Source organism: Leifsonia araucanica (assembly GCF_051161895.1).
Taxonomy (GTDB): domain Bacteria; phylum Actinomycetota; class Actinomycetes; order Actinomycetales; family Microbacteriaceae; genus Leifsonia.
The window spans coordinates 3,344,253-3,360,583 of sequence record NZ_JBMBTW010000002.1; the positions used below are offsets into that span (position 1 = coordinate 3,344,253).

13 protein-coding genes are annotated in these 16,331 nt (G+C 68.7%); 7 read left to right on the forward strand and 6 right to left on the reverse strand.

The annotated features are described in order from the left end of the window. Nucleotides 1-71: 71 nt before the first annotated feature. The 3 genes from ACN6M5_RS16175 to ACN6M5_RS16185 are packed head-to-tail and all read left to right on the forward strand — an operon-like array spanning nt 72 to nt 4,797. Entirely contained in the window at nt 72-1,802 is a 1,731-nt protein-coding gene (locus ACN6M5_RS16175; RefSeq protein ID WP_168688546.1) for an ABC transporter ATP-binding protein, read from the forward strand. A gap of 1 nt (nt 1,803) precedes the next feature. Next, complete coding sequence (locus tag ACN6M5_RS16180; RefSeq protein WP_434951399.1) at nt 1,804-3,945, forward strand: ABC transporter ATP-binding protein; 2,142 nt, start codon at nt 1,804-1,806, stop codon at nt 3,943-3,945. A 51-nt stretch (nt 3,946-3,996) separates the two neighbouring features. Further along, entirely contained in the window at nt 3,997-4,797 is an 801-nt protein-coding gene (locus tag ACN6M5_RS16185) for a DUF805 domain-containing protein (protein WP_434951401.1), read from the forward strand. A 172-nt stretch (nt 4,798-4,969) separates the two neighbouring features. Here the strand turns inward: ACN6M5_RS16185 and ACN6M5_RS16190 are convergent, their stop codons facing one another. Further along, complete coding sequence (locus ACN6M5_RS16190) at nt 4,970-5,251, reverse strand: Fe-S cluster assembly protein HesB (RefSeq protein ID WP_085368791.1); 282 nt, start codon at nt 5,249-5,251, stop codon at nt 4,970-4,972. A 123-nt stretch (nt 5,252-5,374) separates the two neighbouring features. On the opposite strand from ACN6M5_RS16190, the gene ACN6M5_RS16195 reads away from it, so the two are divergent. Beyond that, nucleotides 5,375-5,599 carry a hypothetical protein gene (locus ACN6M5_RS16195; protein WP_434951403.1) on the forward strand — a complete coding sequence of 75 codons (225 nt, stop codon included), beginning with the start codon at nt 5,375-5,377 and terminating at the stop codon, nt 5,597-5,599. Between the two features lie 28 nt (nt 5,600-5,627). Here the strand turns inward: ACN6M5_RS16195 and ACN6M5_RS16200 are convergent, their stop codons facing one another. Next, entirely contained in the window at nt 5,628-6,173 is a 546-nt protein-coding gene (locus ACN6M5_RS16200; RefSeq protein ID WP_434951405.1) for a type 1 glutamine amidotransferase domain-containing protein, read from the reverse strand. A gap of 55 nt (nt 6,174-6,228) precedes the next feature. Here ACN6M5_RS16200 and ACN6M5_RS16205 point away from each other — a divergent pair, with 55 nt between their 5' ends. Next, the gene (locus ACN6M5_RS16205; RefSeq protein ID WP_434951407.1) at nt 6,229-7,053 is read left to right on the forward strand and encodes an aldo/keto reductase; all 825 of its coding nucleotides are present in this window, start codon (nt 6,229-6,231) and stop codon (nt 7,051-7,053) included. A gap of 95 nt (nt 7,054-7,148) precedes the next feature. Here ACN6M5_RS16205 and ACN6M5_RS16210 read toward each other — a convergent pair whose 3' ends face one another. Next, complete coding sequence (locus ACN6M5_RS16210; protein ID WP_434951409.1) at nt 7,149-9,326, reverse strand: S9 family peptidase; 2,178 nt, start codon at nt 9,324-9,326, stop codon at nt 7,149-7,151. 9 nt (nt 9,327-9,335) lie between these two features. Then, complete coding sequence (locus ACN6M5_RS16215; RefSeq protein WP_434951411.1) at nt 9,336-10,994, reverse strand: FUSC family protein; 1,659 nt, start codon at nt 10,992-10,994, stop codon at nt 9,336-9,338. A gap of 78 nt (nt 10,995-11,072) precedes the next feature. On the opposite strand from ACN6M5_RS16215, the gene ACN6M5_RS16220 reads away from it, so the two are divergent. Beyond that, nucleotides 11,073-12,782 carry a glycoside hydrolase family 13 protein gene (locus tag ACN6M5_RS16220; protein WP_434951413.1) on the forward strand — a complete coding sequence of 570 codons (1,710 nt, stop codon included), beginning with the start codon at nt 11,073-11,075 and terminating at the stop codon, nt 12,780-12,782. Nucleotides 12,783-12,874: 92 nt separating this feature from the next. Beyond that, nucleotides 12,875-13,315: an SRPBCC family protein gene (locus ACN6M5_RS16225; protein WP_434951415.1), complete on the forward strand. Its 441-nt coding sequence runs from the start codon at nt 12,875-12,877 to the stop codon at nt 13,313-13,315. On the opposite strand, the gene ACN6M5_RS16230 is transcribed toward ACN6M5_RS16225, so the two are convergent. Further along, complete coding sequence (locus ACN6M5_RS16230; RefSeq protein ID WP_434951417.1) at nt 13,305-13,727, reverse strand: TetR/AcrR family transcriptional regulator; 423 nt, start codon at nt 13,725-13,727, stop codon at nt 13,305-13,307. The two genes, ACN6M5_RS16225 and ACN6M5_RS16230, sit on opposite strands and share 11 nt — an antisense overlap. Before the next feature lie 248 nt (nt 13,728-13,975). Further along, nucleotides 13,976-16,294, reverse strand: a complete 2,319-nt coding sequence (locus ACN6M5_RS16235) for a transglycosylase domain-containing protein (protein ID WP_434951419.1) — start codon at nt 16,292-16,294, stop codon at nt 13,976-13,978. Nucleotides 16,295-16,331 lie beyond the last annotated feature (37 nt).

The following is a 16,331-nucleotide window of genomic DNA, read 5'->3' on the forward strand; positions in this document are numbered from 1 at the left end:
GTGCGGTGTCACGAATGTCGGAGGCTTCTGTCACAATCTTCAGGTACCGAAAGCCACCCCTGGGGGAATCCTTGATCCTGCTCCGTCTTACCCTGCGTCACGCGCGCCCATATGTGTGGGGGATCGTGGGGGTCGTGGTCCTGCAACTGCTGTCCACGATCGCCGCGCTCTACCTGCCCAGTCTCAACGCCCAGATCGTCGACAAGGGCGTCGTCACCGGAGACACCGACTTCATCTGGAACACCGGCATGACGATGCTCGTCGTCTGCCTCGCGCAGGTGCTGACCGCCGTCGGCGGCATCTATTTCGGTGCGAAGGTGTCGATGGCGGTCGGCCGCGACCTGCGTCGTGAGGTCTACCGCAAGGTCGATTCCCTCGACGCCCTCGACGTCGGCCGCTGGGGCACGGCGACGCTCATCACCCGCAACACGAACGACGTGCAGCAGGTGCAGATGCTCGTGCTGATGACGCTCAACTTCATGGTGTCGACGCCGATCATGTGCATCGGTGGCATCATCATGGCCCTGCGCGAAGACATCGGGCTGTCCTGGCTGGTCTGGGTGTCCGTCCCGGTCCTGTTCGTCGTGGTGGGCATCCTGGTCGTGCTCCTGCTTCCGCTGTTCCGCGAGATGCAGGAGCGCATCGACAAGGTCAACGGCGTGCTGCGCGAGCAGATCGTCGGCATCCGCGTCATCCGGGCGTTCGTCCGCGAGCCGTTCGAATCGGAGCGCTACGCGGAGGCCAACCTGGCACTCACCAAGGTGTCGGTGCGGGTCGGCAACATCTTCGTCCTGATGTTCCCCGTCATCATGGTCATCCTGCACCTCGCCACGGCCGCCGTCCTCTGGTTCGGCGGACAGCGCGTGGATGCCGGTCAGATGCAGGTGGGATCGCTCACCGCGTTCCTGCAATACCTGCTGATGATCCTCACCGCGGTCATGATGGGCGTCTTCATGGTGATGATGATCCCGCGCGCCGTCGTCTGCGCCGGGCGCATCGACGAGGTGCTGTCGACCGAGGCGTCCGACGCCGGGCGAGCAGGGGATGCGCCGCTGCCGTCCTCCGGCAGGGTCGAGTTCCGGGGTGTCACATTCGGCTACCCCGGTGCGGAGAAGCCGGTGCTGAGCGACATCGACTTCGTCGCCGAGCAGGGCAAGATGACGGCCATCGTCGGATCGACCGGCGCAGGCAAGACCACGCTGGTCAACCTCGTGCCCAACCTCTACACGGCGCAGCAGGGCACCGTCACCATCGGAGGGGTGCGGGTCGACTCGCTCACCAGGGCGCAGCTCGCCGGCGTGCTCGGGCTCGTCCCGCAGCGTCCGTACCTCTTCTCCGGCACGATCGCATCGAACCTCCGGTTCGGCCGGCCCGACGCCACGGACGAGGAGCTGTGGGAGGCGCTCCGCGTCGCCCAGGCCGAAGACTTCGTGCTGGCCAAGGAGGGCGGGCTCGACGCGCGCATCTCCCAGGGCGGCACCAACGTCTCCGGCGGTCAGCGCCAGCGACTCTGCATCGCCAGGGCGCTGGTCTCGCAGCCGCAGGTGTACCTCTTCGACGACTCGTTCTCGGCCCTCGACGTCGCGACGGACGCCCGCCTTCGCGCGGCCCTCGCCGACGCGACGAGAGACGCAGCGGTGATCGTGGTCGCACAGCGTGTGTCGACCATCCGGGAGGCGGACACCATTATCGTCCTCGACGACGGCCGCATCGTCGGCCGAGGAACCCATGACGAACTCCTCGAGACGAGCGAGACCTACCGCGAGATCGTCGAATCGCAGCTGAGCCTGGAGGTGGCCTGAGATGGCACGCAAGCGTGCGGACGACGTCCTCGAACGCGACGACGTCACGGCCCCCGAGGTCGAAGACTACGAGTTCACCCCCACCGAGGCGGACGGCGACATGTTCGGCGGAGCCCCGGCCAAGAAGGCGCAGAACTTCTGGCCGTCTCTGCGCCGGCTGCTCGGCCTGCTCCGTCCGGAGCGCGTGCAGTTCTCGTTCGTGGTCGGGCTCGTCGTCATCTCGGTGATCCTCACGGTCATCGCCCCCAAGATCCTCGGCTCGGCGATGGATGTGATCTACCGCGGCGTGATCGGCAAGGGGCTCCCCGCAGGCCAGTCGCTCGACCAGCAGATCGAGCAGGCGCGCGCGGCAGGCAACGACCAGTTCGCCGACATGCTCGCCAAGACCCAACCCATCCCGGGCGTCGGCATCGACTTCGTCGAGCTGAGCCGTCTCATCTTCATCGTGCTCGCCATCTACCTGGTGGCCTCGTTCCTGATGTGGGCGCAGGGCTACGTGCTCAACGCCCTCGTCATGCGCGTCGTCTACCGTCTGCGTGCCGACGTCGAGACCAAGCTCAACAGGCTGCCGCTCAGCTACTTCGACACCCGCCAGCGCGGTGACCTGATGTCGCGCGTCACGAACGACGTCGACAACATCCAGGCCGCCCTGCAGCAGGCGTTCTCGCAGCTGGTCCAGTCGGTGCTCACCGTGCTCGGCATCACGATCATGATGTTCATCGTCTCGTGGCAGCTCGCCCTCATCGCCCTGATCGCGCTGCCGCTGTCCGGCATCATCGCCGGGGTGATCGGCTCACGCTCGCAGAAGCTGTTCGCGGCGCAGTGGAAGAACACCGGCTCGCTCAACGGTCACATCGAGGAGTCGTACTCCGGGCTCGAATTGGTCCGCGCCTTCGGCCGCGACGAGGTCATGCTGGCCGAGTTCGACGAGCGCAACGAGAAGCTCTACCGGGCATCCTTCGGCGCGCAGTTCGTGTCCGGCACGATCATGCCGGCGATGACGTTCGTGTCCTACCTGTCCTACGTGCTGATCGCCGTCGTCGGCGGCCTCCGCGTCGCGACGGGGCAGATGACGCTCGGAGACGCGACGGCGTTCATCCAGTACTCGCGCGAGTTCACGCAGCCGATCACCCAGGTGGCCGGCATCGCGAACATGCTGCAGTCCGGTGTCGCCTCCGCAGAGCGCACGTTCGAGTTCCTCGACGCCGACGAGCAAGACCCGGACGACGTGAAGGCGGAGCTCCCGGAGCGCACGGACGGTCACGTCGAGTTCGAGAACGTCTCGTTCAGCTACTCGCCGGCCACGCCGCTCATCGAAGATCTCTCGTTCTCGGTCGAGCCGGGGCACACGGTCGCGATCGTCGGCCCGACCGGCGCGGGCAAGACCACCCTGGTCAACCTCGTGATGCGCTTCTACGAGCTGAACTCCGGCCGCATCCTGCTCGACGGCATCGACATCACCGAACTAGCGAGGGCCGAACTGCGCGAGCAGGTCGGCATGGTGCTGCAGGACGCCTGGCTGTTCGGCGGCACGATCCGCGAAAACATCCGCTACGGCCGCCTCGATGCCACCGACGAGGAGGTGGTCGACGCGGCGAAGGCCACGATGGTCGATCGGTTCGTGCGTCAGCTGCCGGACGGCTACGACACGGTCCTCGACGCGGACGGCGGAAGCGTCTCGGCCGGTGAGCGCCAGCTCATCACCATCGCGCGCGCGTTCATCGCCAACCCGTCCCTGCTCATCCTCGACGAGGCCACCTCCTCCGTCGACACCCGCACCGAGCTGCTGGTGCAGCAGGCGATGGCGGCCCTCCGCACCGACCGCACCTCGTTCGTGATCGCCCACCGCCTGTCCACGATCCGGGATGCGCACACCATCCTGGTCATGGAGAACGGCGCCATCGTGGAGCAGGGCGACCACGAAACCCTCCTCGGCCGCCGCGGCGCGTACTACGACCTCTACATGACGCAGTTCCGTGGCGAAGACGCGGAGGCGGAGGCCGAACTCCTCGAAGCGGCCGCCGTGCCGCCCGGCGTCGAGTCGGGTGCGTTCGGTGGGGCGGGTGCGGCTGAGTCGGCTGAGTCTGTGTCCGTTGAGGCTGTGTCCGATCCGGCAGGGGACGGCAGCACGCCCGCGAGCTAAGCTGTGTGCGTCCGGGGCCGTGGGTGCCCCGGGCGCACAAAGGGGGATGCCGTGAATCCGATCGTTCCGCTCTGGGCGCCGTACTACGGTGCACCGTTGGGTGCCGCATTCGTGCGGTTCTGGAAGAAGTACGCCCGCTTCGACGGCCGGGCCAGCCGCAGCGAATACTGGTGGTGGTTTTTCGTCAACGCGATCGTCGGCCTGGTGCTGTACATCCTCTTGCTGGTCCTCGGCCTCTCCGGCGCCACCACCGACGACAGCGGCCGCTCGGTTCCAGGCCCCGGCTTCGCCGTCGGCATCGTCCTGCTCGTTCTCTGGGGTCTGGCCACTATCGTCCCGGGCATCGCGCTGACCGCGCGCCGCCTCCACGATGTGAACCTGAGCGGCTGGCTGATCCTCCTCGTCCTCATCCCGAGCCTCGGCGGCATCGCCATCTTCGTGATGACCCTCCTCCCACCGAACCCGGCAGGTGCCCGCTTCGACCGCCCGGACTCCGAGGTCCCCGGCTACGTCCCCGTCGTCCCCGGCGCCGCCCTCCCTCCCCGCGACTACGGCTGGCCCGCGTCCCCGCTTCCCTACGCGAGCCCCGCGGGCGGCCAGCCCCTCTACGCCTCCCCGCAGCCCGCCGCGCCGCCGTCCGCGCCGTCGGCACCATCGTCGCCGCCTTCACCGTCGGCGCCCCAGCCGCCGCTCGCTCCACCGACGCAGCCGTCCGCCCCGTTAGTCCCGCCGACGCAGCCGTCCGCACCGCCGACTCCTCCGACGCAGCCCCTGGCTCCGCCCACGCAGCCCCCCGTTCCGCCGACTCAGCCGCCGGCTCCGCCAGCACCACCCGCTCCACCCGCCCCCTGACCGCGGGCGTTGCACCGCCGCCACCCGCTCCGCCCGCACCCTGACCGCGGGCGGTGCGCCGCCGCCACCCGCATCCATCACCCACATCCAGCCCCCACATCCACCACCCACGCAGAACGGCCCCCGATGCCGGAGCATCGGGGGCCGTTCGTCGCGCGGGGCGTTCGCGTCGTTACGCGAGCGCGCCGATCGCGAAGCTGACTGCGCCCTGGTCGTCCACCTGGGCGTCGAGGATCTTGTCGTCGAGGGCGACCGCGGCGCCCTCTTCGAGGAACAGGCGTGCGCCGCCGGACTCGACCACCTGGTCGGCGGGCTCCGGTGCGGGGGTGACCGCCGCCGCGAACGACGTGTTCTGGGGGTTGTTGCTGCTGATGCGCAGTCCGGCCTCGTCCTGCGGGGCCTGCTCGGTGAGCGTCTTGACGATCGTGCTGGCGTTCTCTGTCAGGGTGAGCATGTTGCTCTCCTTTCCGTTTGTTTCCAGGAGTCGCCTACGCTCCCGCACCCGCCGCAACCCTGCAAGGGGAATCGCCGTCATTGCCAGGGAACACTCACCTGCAGCCCCCTCTAGGCTCGACGAATGGACTCTCTCATACCGGTCATCTGGTTGTGGCTCGCCATCATGACGGGCGGACTCGCGCAGGCCAAGGGCCGTTCCGGCTGGACCTGGTTCGTGCTCGGCCTCATCCTCGGCCCGATCGCCGCGACCTGGCTGGTCGCCTGGAAACAGTTCCAGCCGACCACGCCCGCCGCTCCTGCGAGCCCCGCACCGCCGTCACCGACCCCCGAGGCCGACCCCTCCTAGCCGTCGCGCAGCAAAGCCGCACCAGCCATCAAGCCGCCACGACCGCCACGAATTCGCGGTTGAACGCGGGCAGGTCGTCGGGTTTCCGCGACGACACGAGCACGAATGGCCCCTCGTCCAGCACGACCTCCTCGTCCACCCAGCGGGCTCCGGCGTTGCGGTAGTCCGTCTGCAGGCTCGGCCAGCTGGTCAGTGTGCGATCGGCGACCACCCCTGCTTCGATCAGCACCCACCCACCGTGGCAGATCACGCCGATCGGTTTGCCGGCCGCAGCGAACGCCGAGACCAGGGCCACCGCATCCGGTTGCGTGCGCACGAAGTCGCCGTTCGCCACCCCGCCGGGGAGCATCAGCGCGTCGTAGTCGTCGGCCGTCGCGTCGGCCAGGGTCACGTCGACCGGGAACGTGTCGGCGGGCGTCAGGTGGTTGAACGCCTGCACTTCTCCCGCCTTCTCCGAGACCAGGACCGGCGTTCCGCCTGCGTCGGCGACCGCTTTCCACGGCTCCACGAGCTCTGCCTGTTCGATGCCTTCCTCCGCCACCAGGAACGCGACCTTCTTGCCGTTGAGTGCCATTTTCTCTCCTTCTCTCCCATCCACCTGTACGCCTGTGACGCGGCAGAATGAACCCATGACGCACATCCCGGAGCTTCTTCTCAACGACGGCAACCGCATCCCGCAACTGGGGTTCGGCGTGTACAAGATCCCGGATGCCGAGACCCCGGATGCGGTGCTCACCGCCATCGACGCCGGCTATCGGCACATCGACACGGCCGCGTTCTACGAGAACGAGCGCGGGGTGGGCGAGGGCATCCGCCAGAGCGGCCTCGACCGCGACGAAGTGTTCGTGACCACCAAAGTGTGGTGGGACCAGAACGGCTACGACAGCACCCTCCGGTCGTTCGACCGCAGCCTCGAACGGCTCGGCTTCGACAGCGTCGACCTGTTCCTCATCCACTGGCCCGCGCCGAAGCACGACAAGTACGTCGACACCTGGCGTGCGCTCGAGACGATCCGGGATGAGGGGCGAGCCAGGTCGATCGGCGTCGCCAACTTCCACATCCATCACCTGGAACGGCTGGCTCGGGAGACGGACGCGGTGCCCGCCGTCAACCAGGTGGAGCTGCACCCGTGGCTGCCGCAGGCGGAGGTGCGCGCGTACGGCGCGGAGCACGGCATCGTCACCGAGGCGTGGTCGCCGCTCGCCCGCGGCCGCATCCTCGGGAACGAACCGCTCGCGCGCATCGCGGCGAAGCACGGCGTGACGCCGGCGCAGGTCGTGATCCGCTGGCAGCTTCAGCTCGGCAACGTCGTCATCCCGAAATCGGTCACCCCCGACCGCATCCGCCAGAACCTCGACGTCTTCTCGTTCGAGCTCGACGCCGACGACCTCGCCACCATCGCCACCCTCGAGTCCGGCGAGCGCACCGGCCGCGACCCCGACGACCTCGGCTGACGCCCGCCCCGCCCGGCCCCCAAACAATCGAGTCCGAAGTTATTCACGCGACACGCCGGGCGGGGGCGTGAACAACTCCGGACTCGATTGCTGCGCTACTCGCCGGTCGGGTGCGCGCCGACCGCGTCGACGAGCCAGGCATAGGCGAACGCCCGCTCCCGCCAGGCCGAATACCGGCCGGAGACCCCGCCGTGCCCGGCGGCCATCTCGATCTTCAGCAGCGCGTCGGCTCCCACCTCGCGCAGTCGCGCCACCCATTTCGCGGGTTCCACGTACAGCACGCGCGTGTCGTTGAGGCTGGTCACGGCCAGGATGCGCGGGTAGTGGGTGTCGTGCACGTTCTCGACCGGGGAGTACGACTTCATGTACGCGTACACCTCCTCGTCGTGCAGCGGGTCGCCCCACTCGTCCCACTCGATCACCGTCAGCGGCAGCGACGGGTCCAGGATGCTCGTGAGCGGGTCGACGAACGGCACCTCCGCCAGGATCCCCGAGAAGTATTTCGGCGCCAGGTTCGCGACCGCGCCCATCAGCAGGCCGCCCGCGCTGCCGCCCTGCGCCGCGAGCCGGTCCGGAGCCGTCCATCCGGTGTCGATGAGGTGCCTGGCGCTGTCGACGAAGTCGGTGAACGTGTTCTTCTTGTGCAGCTTCTTGCCGTGCTCGTACCAGAGCCGACCGAGCTCGCCGCCGCCACGCACGTGCGCGATGGCGAACACGATGCCGCGGTCGAGCAGGCTGAGCCGGGGGATGCCGAACGACGGGTCCATGCTCGCCTCGTACGACCCGTACCCGTAGAGCACGAGCGGCGCAGGCTCGCCCGGTGTGACCAGGTCGCGCCGGTACACCAGCGAGATCGGGATGCGCGTGCCGTCCTTCGCGGTCGCCCACTCGCGCTTCTGGGCGAACAGCGCAGGGTCGAACTCTCCGAGCACGGCCTGCTGTTTGCGCATCCGGAGTTCGCGGGTGCGCACGTCGTAGTCGTACACGGTGGAGGGGGTGACGAAGCTGCCGTAGCCGAGGCGCAGGGTCGGCTGGGTCCATTCGGGGTTGCCGCCGGCGCCGACGGTGAAGAGTTCTTCGTCGAAGTGCAGCTCGTGCAGGGTGTCGTCGGCGGAGCCTCCGTCTTCCGGCACGCAGGCCACGGCCACGCGGGTGAGCCCCTCCCTGCGGTATTCGACGGCGACGAAGTCGCGGAACGCATCCACCCCTTCGAGCCGGACGTCGGGGTTGTGGGGGAGCAGCACGCGCCTGGCGCCCTGCGGGTCGTCGGCGGCCACGCTCACCAGCTCGAAGTTGACGGCGTCGTCGTTGTGCACGATCAGCAGCCGGTCGCGCCCGCCGACCACGGCGTGCTCGACGTCGTACTCGACGCCCTCCTTGCGCGGCCAGACAACGGCGAACTCGCCGGTCGGGTCGCTCGACCGCAGCAGCCACGCCTCGCTCGTGATGTTCGACCCGGCCTCGATGACCAGGAAGTCGCGGCTGCGGGTGAGCCCGACGCCGATCCAGTAGCGCTCGTCCGGCTCGTGGAACACCTGCACGTCGGTGCGCGGTGCGGCGTCGCCGTCGCTGACCGCGCCGTCGTTGTCGCCGGTCGCCGGCCCGTCCCCGACCCTGTGTCGCCACACCGTGTCCGGGCGCCAGGCGTCGTCGACGGTCGTGTAGAAGATGTACTCGCCGCTCTGATCGAACAGTGCACCGGACGCGGTGTCTTCGATCTCGTCGGGGAACTCCACCCCGTCGTCCACCAGCGACCGCACCCGGATCGTGTACCGCTCGTCGCCTTCGGTGTCGACCGCCCACAGCAGCCGCGTGCCGTCGGCGCTCACGTCGAAGCTGCCGAGCGCATAGAACTCGTGCCCCTCCGCCTCGGCGTTGTCGTCGAGCAGGATCTGCTCGCCGGGCAGCCCGTTGCGCTGCGCGTCCTCGTCGAGCGCCGGCGGCTCCCAGTCGTCAGCGCCGGCGATGGGTGCGCGGCAGTGGATGCCGTACTGCTTCCCCTCGACCGTCCGCGTGTAGTACCACCAGTCGCCTTCGCGGGTGGGGACGCTCAGATCGGTCTCGCGGGTGCGCCCTTTGATCTCTTCGAAGATCTGCTCGCGCAGCAGCGCCAGGTTCTCGGTGCGGGCGTTGGTGTACGCGTTCTCCTCGTGCAGGTGGGCGACGACGGCCGGGTCGTCCTTGTCGCGCAGCCACTCGTACTGGTCGACGTACACGTCCCCGTGATGGATGCGTTCTGTCGGCTTCTTCGGCGTGATCGGCGGCGTGAGCATTCCATCAGGCTACCGTCCGCCATCCCGCCCGCGCCCGCCGAGCTCGGCCCCGAGCGCCAGCAGAGCCGAGTGGATGCGCGCGAAGTCGGCCGGCGCCGCGAGGCTCTTTCGCGCTTCCCCGACCGCGCGCCGGTGCCGCGCGGCGGCGGGGTCGGCCGCGGCACCTGCGCCTGCCGCGTCGCCCGCACCACCGGTGCCAGCCGCGCCACCTGTGCCATCACGATCAGCGACGCCACCTGCGCCACCACGATCACCGACGCCACCTGCGCCACCTGCGCCACCTGCGCCGCCTGCGCCGCCTGCGCCACCACGATCGCCCCCGCCACCCGCACTGCCGTCCGCGAGCCGCGCATCCACTGCGGGCCCCAGCGCGAGCGCCGCCTCGATGCAGTCGATCGCCCGGATCGTCCTCCGCCCGACCACGACGCGCCGCGCCCGGTGCGCAGGCGCCAGCTGCTCGACGCGGGCCAGGGATGCGCGGAACGCCCCGACCCGCTCGTCCCGCGGCGCAGCGGGGTCGGCCGGGGCGAGCACCGCACCGAGCGCCACCAGCATCTCCGACAGTCGCTTGCGCACCACATCGTCGGAGCGGACGGGCAGCACGAACCACGCCGCCGCGATCCCGATCACGGCACCGGTCACGATCGCGAGCACCCGCTCGCCGAGCACCGCCCAGAGCGACGCCCCCGTCGGAGCGACGCCGAGCAGTCCCTGGAGCAGCGCGACGGCGAGCGTCACGGCCAGCGCCCAGAACGCGTAACTGTATCCGCGCAGCCAGGTGCCGACGAACAGGGCGGCGAAGATGACGACGACCGCGAGCATCCCGGTCGGCTCCGCCACGAACGTGAACGCCACGGCGACGATCGTGCCGCCGAGCGCCCCCGCCACCCGCAGCGCGCTCTTGTGCACCACATCCCCGCGCCCCCGGTTGCCGGAATTGACGATGAACGCGGTCAGCACGGTCCACATCGCATGGTCGGGGAACAGCAGCCACCCAGCGACGAACGCCGCGGCGAGGGCCGCCGCCATCTGCAGCGCCATGCGGGTGCTCGCCGGGAGGCGGCGGGGTGCAGGGGCGGCAGCGGCGGCCGCCCCAGTGCCCTCGCCTGCGCTGGCGCCCTCGCCCGGCCGAGCATCCGCGCCCGCCCCAGCAACCTCACCCACAACCGCAACCCCCGCCAGCACCCCGACCTCCCTGGCGACCGCCACCCACGCAACAGCCACCACGGACGCGCCGACCAGCAGCACCAGATCCAGCCACCACCGCCCGGTCTGCGCCCCCGCGCCCGGGGCGACCAGGATGGCCGTGAACGGCAGCGTGACCAACGCCCCCAGCCGCGCGATCCTCCCGCCGAACCGCCGCATCCAGATCGGCACGCTCATCCCGGCCACGAACGCGACCGCGCCGACCACCGGCGCCACGACGAGCAGCCACCCGACCCCCGCCGCCACCAGCCCGATCACGGGAAGCAGCGCCGCCGACCGCGCGAACTCACCTCGCGACGCGAACGTCCTCCGCGACAGCGTCAGCGCCACCACGGTCGCAAGCACAGCGGTGCCGTACCCTCCACCGACCGCGACCGCGATCCACCACATGGTCGCGCACGCTCCCGCGGCGGCCGCGACGGAGATCAGGGCGGAGAGCCCAGCGCGGGCCACGGGATGCATGGGTGCATTTTCTCACCCGCCCGGCGTTCCGCCACGACCCGCCCCGGCCCGCCACACCCCACCGGCTACTCTGAACAGATGAGCGAGAAATGGTGGCAGTCCGCCGTCGTCTACCAGGTGTATCCCCGGAGTTTCGCGGACAGCAACGGTGACGGCATCGGCGATCTGCGCGGTGTCATCGACCATCTCGACCACCTGGATGCGCTCGGCGTCGATGTGGTCTGGCTCTCGCCGATCTATGCGTCGCCGCACGACGACAACGGCTACGACATCAGCGACTATCGCGCCATTGATCCCGCGTTCGGCACCTTCGACGACTTCGACGAGCTGTTGCAGGAGTTGCACGCGCGCGGCATGAAGCTCGTGATGGATCTGGTCGTCAATCACACCTCCGACGAGCACGCGTGGTTCGTCGAGTCGTCCGCAGGGCCGGACAGCCCGAAGCGCGACTGGTACTGGTGGCGGCCGCCGCGCGACGGCAAGGCGCCGGGCGAGAGCGGTGCGGAGCCGAACAACTGGGGGTCGTTCTTCTCCGGGTCGGCCTGGCAGCTCGATCCGGCGAGCGGCGAGTACTACCTGCACCTGTTCTCCCGCAAGCAGCCCGACCTCAACTGGGAGAACCCGGAGGTGCGGGATGCGGTCTACGAGATGATGAACTGGTGGCTCGACCGCGGCGTCGACGGGTTCCGGATGGACGTCATCAACCTCATCTCGAAGGTGCAAGACCTGCCGGACGGCGTCGTTCCTCCCGGTGCGCTCTATGGGGACGGTTACCCGTTCTACGGGCAGGGGCCGCGCATCCACGAGTTCCTGCACGAGATGCACGAGCGTGTTTTCGCGGGTCGCGACGACCGGTATCTCACGGTGGGGGAGATGCCCGGCGTCACCGTCGACCAGGCTCAGCTGTTCACCGATCCGGCGCGCGGCGAGCTGGACATGGTGTTCCAGTTCGAGCACGTAGACCTCGATCATGGGCCCGGCGGCAAGTGGGATCACCGCCCGGCGTCGGTGCTCGACCTCAAGCGGTCGTTCGCGAAGTGGCAGGACGGCCTCGCCGAGCGCGGCTGGAACAGTCTGTACTGGAACAACCACGACCAGCCCCGCGTGGTCAGCCGGTTCGGCGACGACGGAGATGCGCGCATCCCGTCGGCGAAGGCGCTCGCCACCGTGCTGCACCTGCAGCGGGGCACGCCGTACGTCTACCAGGGCGAGGAGCTCGGGATGACGAACGTGCCGTTCCGCGGCATCGAGGACTTCCGTGACATCGAGACCCTCAACCACTACGCGGAGGCCGTCGACGTGCTCGGCGCCCCCGCCGAGGAGGTGCTGGCCGCGCTGCACACCACGAGCAGGGACAACGCCCGCACCCCGGTGCAGTGGTCGGATGCGCCGAACGCCGGGTTCACGACGGGCACGCCGTGGATTCCGGTGAACCCGAACTTCCGCGAGGTCAACGCGGCGGCGGAACGGCGCGACCCGGACTCGGTGTTCGCGTACTACCGCAGCCTCATCGACCTGCGGCATCACGACGAGCGCGTCTCCAGCGGGACCCTCGAGATGGTGCTCCCCGAGCATCCCCAGGTGTTCGCGTACACGAGGACGCTGGGCCGGCGCCACCTGCTCGTGCTCGTCAACCTCACCGGAGAGCAGGCGGACTACGAGCTTCCGGATGCGGAGGCCTGGGCGGGTGCGCCGACCGTGCTGAGCAACCTCCCGGATGTGCGGGGCGGGGTCACCGGGACGCTCGCGCCCTGGCAGGCGCTCGTGCTCTCCCGCGACGACACCTGAGCTGAAAAGACGGGCACCGCTTGCCACCAGCGGCCGGCGGGTGTCTGATGAGCCCCAGGAAAGCTCTGCGGGGCAGAGCCGGGGAGGCGGTCATGGGCAGCTACGTCGCACGGGCCGAAGTGGATGTGCGCGCGCCGCGTTCGACGGTGTGGCGGGTGCTCACGTCCAACGGTGCGCATCCGGAGATCATGTTCGGCGCCGACGTGCAGTCGGACTGGGGCATCGGGAGTCGCATCGTCTGGCGCGGCGAGTGGAACGGGAAGACGTTCGAGGATCACGGGCGCGTGATCGAACTGCAGGAGCCGAGCAGGATCGTGCTCACGCACTTCAGCCCGCTGAGCGGGTTGGACGACGTCCCGGAGAACTACCACTCGTTGCGGTTCGAACTGGATGAGACGCCGACCGGCACCCACGTCACGCTTGACCAGGACAACAACCCGACGGCGGAGGCGGCCGAGCACTCCCGGGAGAACTGGACGACGATGCTCGCCGGCGTGAAGACCGTCGCGGAGCGCGCAGCCGCTACGCCGTGATCGCCTCGTTCAGGTAGGCGCCGATGAACACGTCGAACGCGGACACCGTCTTCTCCTTGTCGCCGGTGAGCAGATAGCCGAAGTGGAGCCCGGCCGCGGTGTCGGCGAGCCAGTGGGCGAGCACGGCGGCACGTCCCTTCTCCACGCCGTTGCTCGTGAGCCAGCGCTGCACGACGGTGAGCCACTCGGTGAACGAGGTGGTGACGCGTTTGCCGATGTCCGGGTCGATCGGTTCGAGCGCTCCGGCCTCGAACTGCAGGCGGAGTCCGGTGCGGTTGCCATCGCGAAGTGAGTGCCGGAACGCCTCGCTGTACCAGTCGGCGAACTGCTCACGGTCGAAACCGGCGATGTCGACCCCGACGGCAGGCTCGGACTGCTGGCGCACACCCTCCTCGAGGATGGCGTCGATCATGCCCTGACGAGACCCGAAATGGTAGACGAAGGAGTACGTACTGACCCCGAGGGAGCTCGCCAGACTGCGGAAGGTCATCCGCGACAGAGGCTCGGTCGCAACATGTTCCATGATGCGGCCCAAAAGCTCTGGCTTTCGACTGGGGTCTGGTGTACGTCCCACGCGATAACCATAAGCGAGCCGCCACGCGCGAAGGAAGGCAAATCAGGGTATAAAAACCGGAATCCCGATATCGCTTTCGGGCCGCGTCAGCCGCGTCCTGGGGGGTTGCCGCCGCCGTTGCCCGGACCGCCGTTGCCCGGACCGCCGCCGTTGCCCTGGCCGCCGTTCCCTCCACCCGCCGGGGGAGCGGGAGCGGTCGGTGCGGTCGGCGTCGGCGGCTTCGGCGCAGGCGGAGCCTTCGTGAACTTCGCGTCGGGGCCGGGGAACGCCGTTCCGCCGTAGACCGCGTTGAGCGCGGCCAGGATCGGCTTGGCGATGGCGAACTTCACGTTGCCGCCTCCGATGCCGTTGAACGACTGGCTGCGCAGCGCGACCGCGCCCTCCACGTTGCCGACCCAGGTGGCCTGGGCGACCTTGGTGGTGGAGGTGACGAGCCAGTTCTCCAGCGAGTCGTCCGTCGTGCCGGTCTTGCCGAAGATCGGGATGCCGTCGTTCGGGTTGGCCGAGGTGGCCGTTCCTCCGCGGAGCACGCCCTGCAGTGCGAAGATCGCAGCGGCGGCGACGCCGGGATCGATCGGCGTGGTCGAGCACTGCGTCTTCGGAACGGCGTGCTCCGTGCCGTCCGCGTTCAGGATCTTGTCGATGGCGATCGGGCTGCAGGCGACGCCGTTGTTGGCGATGCCCGCGTACGCGGTGGCCATCGTGATCGGGGCGATGTAGTTGGTGCCGAGCACCGAGGAGGGGTTGGCCATGAAGCGGTTGGCCTCTTCGTCCGCACCGTGGACGAGCAGATCCTGCGCACGCTGCTTGATGCCGCACAGGTCGAGCTTGGTGGCCATCTGGGCGAAGATCGTGTTGATCGACTGCGCCGTGGCGTTCATCACGGTGGTGCTGCTGACCGATTCGCCCTCGTCGTTCGACACCGGCCACGGCGCTCCGCCGATGTCCTGACACGGGTCGCTGGAGTGGAACGACGACTGCGGGAACAGGTGCTGCGTGCCGTTGACGGACTCGTACAGCGAGTGACCCTCCTGCAGCCATTCGAGGAGGTCGAACGCCTTGTACGCCGAACCGGTCTGGAATCCTTCCGACCCGCCATCCACGTAGTCGGTGTTGTAGTTGACGGCCGTGGTCGCCGGAGCAGGGGCCGCTGTGTTGTCGTACGGCCGGTTCTGCACCATCGTCACGACGCGTCCCGTTCCCACTTCCACCGACACGTTGGAAGAGCCGAGGTCGAGGTACGGGCTCGCGGGCGGGATGTACGCGGCGATGGATGCCTGGGCCGCCCCCTGCAGGTCGAGGTTGAGGGTGGTGTAGATCTTCAGGCCGCCGCGGTTGAGGAAGCCGGAGCGGTCGTCGCTCGTCTTGCCGAAGATCGCGTTGTTCTCGATCTGGCGCTCGACGTAGTCGCAGAAGAATGCCGCGTTGAACTGCTGGGCCGTCATGCAGCCGTTCTGCACCGGAGTGATCTTGGGCTCGACCTTGGTCGCCTTCGCCGCGTCGTGCTCCGCCGTGGTGATCTTGCCGTTGGCGAGCATCCGGTCGAGCACGTAGTTGCGGCGGTCGAGCGTCTCCTTGTATCCGTCGGCCGCGCCGTTCTCCTTGCTGTTCGGCTTGTCGATGCGCAGGTTGTCCGGGTTGTTCAGGATGGCGATGAGCGTAGCGGCCTGCTGCAGGTTGAGAGCTTTCGCAGAGACGCCGAAGTAGTATTCGGCCGCCTGCTGCACGCCGTATGTGCGACCGCCGAACAGAGCGATGTTCAGGTAGCTCTGCAGGATCTGGTTCTTCGTGTATTCCTTTTCGAGGCCGATCGCGTATCGCATCTCCTTGAGCTTGCGGACCGGGTCGACCTCTGTGGCGTCGTTGTAGCAGGACTCGTATGCCGTGAGCTGCTTCTTCTGCACGGCGGCCGTGGCCGTCACATCCGGCTGCTTGTTCTCGCAGCGCTGCACCAGGATGTTCTTGACGTACTGCTGCGTGATCGACGATCCGCCCTGCACGTCTTTGTGGAGGGCCGTGAGCATCGCGCCGCGGATCGTGCCCGTGACGTCGACGCCGCCGTGCTCGTAGAACCGCGGGTCCTCCGTGGCGATGGCGGCGTCTTTGAGGTTCTGCGAGATGTCGTCCCAGCCGACTTCCACGCGGTTCTGCGAATAGAAGGTCGCGATGGGCACGTCTTTGCCCCCGGACTTCGCGTACATCGTCGATGCCTGCGCGAGCGGCTCGACCTTGATGTACTCCGGGAGGCCGTCGAAGACGCCGATGGTCGAGTCGGCTGCCGACCCGGTCAGTGCAACGGCCGGCGTGACGGCAGCGGCGCCGAGCACACCCGCGACGGCGCTGAGCGCCACGAACCCCAGGAGCGCGGGCGCCCATCCCCATTTGCTGCGACCCGAAGATTTCATGGCGTCATGATACGCGGCGAGGTTGGCGGTTTCACCG

What these genes read in the sequence shown, in the direction of transcription:
- ACN6M5_RS16180 (WP_434951399.1), top strand. Translation starts at nt 1,804, where the DNA reads ATGGCACGCAAGCGTGCGGACGACGTCCTCGAACGCGACGACGTCACG.
- ACN6M5_RS16190 (WP_085368791.1), bottom strand. Translation starts at nt 5,251, where the DNA reads ATGCTCACCCTGACAGAGAACGCCAGCACGATCGTCAAGACGCTCACC.
- ACN6M5_RS16195 (WP_434951403.1), top strand. Translation starts at nt 5,375, where the DNA reads ATGGACTCTCTCATACCGGTCATCTGGTTGTGGCTCGCCATCATGACG.
- ACN6M5_RS16200 (WP_434951405.1), bottom strand. Translation starts at nt 6,173, where the DNA reads ATGGCACTCAACGGCAAGAAGGTCGCGTTCCTGGTGGCGGAGGAAGGC.
- ACN6M5_RS16205 (WP_434951407.1), top strand. Translation starts at nt 6,229, where the DNA reads ATGACGCACATCCCGGAGCTTCTTCTCAACGACGGCAACCGCATCCCG.
- ACN6M5_RS16210 (WP_434951409.1), bottom strand. Translation starts at nt 9,326, where the DNA reads ATGCTCACGCCGCCGATCACGCCGAAGAAGCCGACAGAACGCATCCAT.
- ACN6M5_RS16215 (WP_434951411.1), bottom strand. Translation starts at nt 10,994, where the DNA reads ATGCATCCCGTGGCCCGCGCTGGGCTCTCCGCCCTGATCTCCGTCGCG.
- ACN6M5_RS16220 (WP_434951413.1), top strand. Translation starts at nt 11,073, where the DNA reads ATGAGCGAGAAATGGTGGCAGTCCGCCGTCGTCTACCAGGTGTATCCC.
- ACN6M5_RS16225 (WP_434951415.1), top strand. Translation starts at nt 12,875, where the DNA reads ATGGGCAGCTACGTCGCACGGGCCGAAGTGGATGTGCGCGCGCCGCGT.
- ACN6M5_RS16230 (WP_434951417.1), bottom strand. Translation starts at nt 13,727, where the DNA reads ATGATCGACGCCATCCTCGAGGAGGGTGTGCGCCAGCAGTCCGAGCCT.
- ACN6M5_RS16235 (WP_434951419.1), bottom strand. Translation starts at nt 16,294, where the DNA reads ATGAAATCTTCGGGTCGCAGCAAATGGGGATGGGCGCCCGCGCTCCTG.